Here is a 4,498-nt window from a genome sequence, read left to right as displayed (position 1 = left end):
CTCGATTTCATCGAGGAAGCTTTCACTTTTTTAACTATAAGGACTTTTTCAGTGGCCTCGTATTGTACCGGAGCCATCTTTTGGAGTGTCCATTGATAACGATCATAATTATAATCTTGCATATAATCCTCGATTACCTGTTGAAGAGATTGGAACGTTTGACAACACTGGTAGTCTAATTCATCTTTCATATGACCAAAAAAGGATTCCATTGGAGCGTTATCTAGGCAGTTTCCTCTACGTGACATAGACTGTCTAATCCCCATCTCCTTTACACGGCGCTGAAATTCTGGGTGCGTGTAGTGGATACCCTGATCAGAATGCAAAAGTGCTTCAGGATGAATGGTATCTCCTAATCTATCTTTTAATTTATCTAATGTTTGATAGACAATATCCATCTGTAAAGAAGGGGAAACATGATAAGCTAAAATCTCTCGTGTTGTACTATCTTTTACGCAAGATAAATAAGCTTTCTTTCCTTTTCCATAAAATAAATAGGTAATATTAGTTAACATACTTTTCTCCGGCTCTTCTTGGTTGAATTGACGTTGTAATAAGTTAGGACAAGTTTTGTGTTCTTGCGTTGCTTTTGCGATTTGTTTGTATGGATTCGCACGACGAATCTTTGTCATGAGATTATACTTACGCATAATCCGAAAAATACGCTTTAAATTCATTGTAATTCCCTTTGTATTTTCTAACGTCATTTTGATGAATCGTGCCCCACATTTTTTCTTTTTACGGTTGAAAATCTCTTGAATCAATTCATAATCTTTCTCATCATTTACTTCTTTTTCAATGTGTATGTCTATCTTACGAAGCCAAGCGTAATAACCACTCCGGCTTACATCAGCTAGTTCGCAAAAATAGTGCACCATACGTGGGAATTGGAAGCGACGAATCGTTTGTTCAATGAGTGTATATTTTTCACGTGGTGTTAACGTTTCTTCTGTAACGCCTGCCTTTCGAGTTCGTCTAACTTTTTTAAGAATGCAAGTTCCGCTTCTAGAAAAGTAATACGCGCTTCTGCTTTCTTTAGCTTGTCGTCAGAAGATAGTTGTTTTTGGGAAGGACGGCCGGTACTTCCTTTTCCACGACGTTCTGTATAGAAGCCTTCTTCGCCAAACTGCTCATATGTCTTTCTCCAACGCTTCAAACAGTAATTTGGTTTTCTTTCACCAATGATAGCTAAATCGAACCCGTTCTCTAGGAAGATTTGATTCGGACCTTTCCCACTCTGATTTTCTTTCACAGCTTTTATTTTAAAATCCGCACAATAGGTAATAGAACGTTCTGATACCTTCACGACATTTTTATTCTTCTCTAGCTGTTTCATTTGAATTTCATTAAAAATAATTTTACTCATTTCCCGTACCTCACTTTTATCATTGTTTCCATTATAACGAGGAATAAGTGCAAAAACACAAAAAAACCCCGAATCATGGACTTTTTTTAAGTGTCCACGATTCGGGGTACAGTTCACGCCAATTTAAAGGCGGTCTTTTTTTATTAAAAAAATCAACATTACACATAAAATCGTTACACTTACAATAAAGATGTTTAAAAACGTCAGTCATGTTATTCCATTAAAGGGCTATTTTCTTGAATAAGAGAAAGGATTATTCGTAAGTAAATCGAAGTTAATTCAGAAGATGTTATTTAGTTTAGCATCGGGACGTACTACTCAACATTAAGGAGGAAATCGATTATGAGCGACACACAGACATTACGAGGACTAACTACAGTCAGTTTTTGGACGGATGATCTAGCAGAGGCAAAGAAGTGGTACGCCGAGCTATTAGGCATCGATCCATACTTCGAACGTCCAAGATATGCCGAGTTTCGCCTTGGCGACTACCAGCACGAGCTGGGCCTAATCGATAGCCGCTACGCGCCCGATGGTTCAGCGACCGGCCCGGCCGGTGCTGTAGTGTACTGGCACGTCGACGATGTAACAGCAACTTTCGAGAAGCTGCTGTCTATGGGAGCGAAAGAGTACGAGGCACCTACAGAGCGCGGCGAGGGGTTCATCACCGCTTCAGTGGTCGATCCCTTTGGGAACATTCTAGGCATTATGTACAATCAGCACTATTTGGAGGTTCTGGGTTCGACCAGAAAAGCATGACCCTCGCCGTCGGTATTCACAGTTCACCGAGGTTTGGCAAGTTGCACTGTGGGACGTAGCAATTATCTGTGCAGTGGCAGCTGTCTCAATTTATGTTATGCTTACCCCAACTGTTCGATACTCAACTACTATTCTGGAGACAAAAGGCACAAGAAGAGTGAAATGGTGAAAAGGATTTCACGAGGTAATATTAGTAAAGGACTATTCCAGAATAGGGCACGATTGTGCAATAACACTTAGATTTAAACGACGTTATTGTTGTATTTTTAAGTGTAGTGAAGTATTTTACATCAAAAATTAAACAACTTTATTTTAACCCTTTCTTAAAATCAGAACGGGGTTATACGTGTTTTAGATTTTAAAATTAAATAATTTTATTGTCATTTTACATTATGTCCATTAAGGCATATAACATGATTTAGTTTCGTTGCTAAACAGATTCCTCTACCTCTATATTCACTCTTTTATTCATTCTTTTTTAACAACCGATTATGTAGTGTTGAAAGGGTGAGTAATGCGAGAATCGAACCAACTAAGGCAAACGACATATCCCATTGTGCATCCCAAACGTCGCCTTGTGTACCTAAAAAGTCTTTAGCTGCCGTTCCTCCCTTTGTTATTTTAAATGCTATCCATTCGATGATTTCGTATAATGCAGCGATAGCAAGCGAAATGCTTATACTAATCGTCACTAACCAAGGACCTTTGGTTAGTTGAGTTTTCCGTAATAATATTTCTCTTATCACAATTGTAAACAAGCCTTTTATCAAATGTCCAAATCGATCGTAGTGATTTCGATTTAAATCAAAAAGATCTTTTATCCAATTAAAAAAAGGAACCTTTGAGTATGTGTAATGACCACCGACGAACATTATAATAGCCAGTATTGCAATAATGATATAAGAGAGAGTGGTAAAGCGAAACTTATTGTATATTGCAATTATAATGATTAGACCGAGAACGGCAGGAATAGCTTCCGCTGCCCATGTCGAGTATCTTGCAGGCTTAATAACAGACCATATAAAAACTGCGGTAACAACCAATAATAAAAATAGGTGTATCACTGTACTTTTGTTTCTTATCACTTTTTTCACTCCTATTGAAAGGTGTTTTGCTTCAAGTATTTGAAAAAACACAATTTCGTATACAGGGTAATTAGGGCTGTTAACCTTATTTCATATTTTGCACTAAACTTACAGATATCTAAGTGATTTCAGTTTTTTAATAATTGGATTTGATTCTAATTTGATATACAGGAAAAAACTTCAGCATATTCTTTTTCTTTAGGCGGATGATAATAACATAAATATTTATCTGAAAGGAGCGATAATCACTTGAAGAAAAGAAAATATCTACTTGCTATCATGTCTACTATTTTATCTGTAGGTTTCTTGTGCGGTTGCAATGGCGTTGATGAAGATGAGCCAGATCCAACTGAAGAACCGTCTGAAGAAATTCAAGAACAGAATAATCAATAACAGGATAATGTAAAGATTATCATGGGCTTACAGCGGATTCTTAAATATAGGAGAACCTAATTGAAGTAGAACGATATAGAGTAATCCAATAGAATAAAACAAGAAAAAACACCTCTTATACCGTATTTAATTAGATATGGTACAAGAGGTGTTTCTGTTTATGGGTACATTTCAGAAATTTATATAGTTTCTTCTTATTTCCTAACAATTGTCATTATAACCATGCTACTCACCTTTTCAAAACATTCATGCTAAGCGTCCTAATTTTACAACGAAAATTTTTCTATTTATAAAATATCACAACACTTTTTATATTCAGAAAAATACATAAAATTATTTTTTTCTTAATTTGTTTAATCTTTTTTGAACATGTCGATAATGAATATGGAATGAAAGAATGATAGGGATGAAGTGGTTTATAATTGGAATTGTTCTATTGCTTATTTTATATATATTATTGTCGAAAATATCGTTGAAAGTTACTTTCTTATATTCAGAAATAGAAAAACAGTGTTTGCTACAAGTGAAAATATGGAGGATTCGATATACGTTTGACGTGTTAGAAAGAATGGAAAAACAGAAAAAAAAGACTGGACAAAAAATTGAAAAAGCAGAAGAAGAGGGTGGTATTGAAAATAAAGTAATGGCACAACTCGATAGCGTTGGAGAGATTGTAAAAAAGTTGCAAGAGATTCATTCTACAACCAAAAAATTTCTGAAAAGAGTGAAAATCAATCAATGGAGATGGTATTCACAAATTGGAACTGGGGACGCAGCTAGTACCGGAATCGTAACAGGGTTTGCGTGGTCTGCAAAAGGGGTTCCGGTGCAAAAACTTCAAGATACATGCAAGTAACCTCTAAATCTTGGACATACTGATACTATTACTCTAAAA

The 4,498-nt window shown here is 35.9% G+C and carries 4 protein-coding genes and 1 pseudogene; 3 read left to right on the top strand and 2 right to left on the bottom strand.

Annotated elements, in window-relative coordinates:
* Positions 1 to 1,366, bottom strand: a protein-coding gene (locus tag JDS96_RS29610; RefSeq protein WP_374221026.1) for an IS3 family transposase whose coding sequence is annotated in 2 segments (ribosomal slippage) — positions 1 to 994 and positions 994 to 1,366 — 1,367 coding nt annotated over the 2 segments. Because the reading frame shifts where the segments join, the coding sequence is not laid out codon by codon here. This gene is flagged as partial in the annotation.
* Between the two features lie 342 nt (positions 1,367 to 1,708).
* Between JDS96_RS29610 and JDS96_RS29605 the strand changes: the two genes are divergently transcribed.
* Positions 1,709 to 2,125, top strand: a complete 417-nt coding sequence (locus JDS96_RS29605) for a VOC family protein (RefSeq protein ID WP_199668978.1) — start codon at positions 1,709 to 1,711, stop codon at positions 2,123 to 2,125.
* A 464-nt stretch (positions 2,126 to 2,589) separates the two neighbouring features.
* On the opposite strand, the gene JDS96_RS29600 is transcribed toward JDS96_RS29605, so the two are convergent.
* Positions 2,590 to 3,210: a DUF2238 domain-containing protein gene (locus JDS96_RS29600; protein ID WP_199668977.1), complete on the bottom strand. Its 621-nt coding sequence runs from the start codon at positions 3,208 to 3,210 to the stop codon at positions 2,590 to 2,592.
* A 249-nt stretch (positions 3,211 to 3,459) separates the two neighbouring features.
* Between JDS96_RS29600 and JDS96_RS29595 the strand changes: the two genes are divergently transcribed.
* Both JDS96_RS29595 and JDS96_RS29590 read left to right on the top strand, forming a co-directional pair.
* The gene (locus tag JDS96_RS29595) at positions 3,460 to 3,603 is read left to right on the top strand and encodes a hypothetical protein (RefSeq protein ID WP_199668976.1); all 144 of its coding nucleotides are present in this window, start codon (positions 3,460 to 3,462) and stop codon (positions 3,601 to 3,603) included.
* A 397-nt stretch (positions 3,604 to 4,000) separates the two neighbouring features.
* Positions 4,001 to 4,426, top strand: a pseudogene (locus tag JDS96_RS29590) (DUF2953 domain-containing protein); the annotation flags it as partial.
* Positions 4,427 to 4,498: the final 72 nt, after the last annotated feature.

The organism is Bacillus cereus group sp. N21, from assembly GCF_016483395.1.
GTDB classification, from domain to species: domain Bacteria; phylum Bacillota; class Bacilli; order Bacillales; family Bacillaceae_G; genus Bacillus_A; species Bacillus_A pseudomycoides.
The sequence above is the reverse complement of the archived record's forward strand: the minus strand, read 5'-3'. Positions and strand labels throughout refer to the sequence as shown.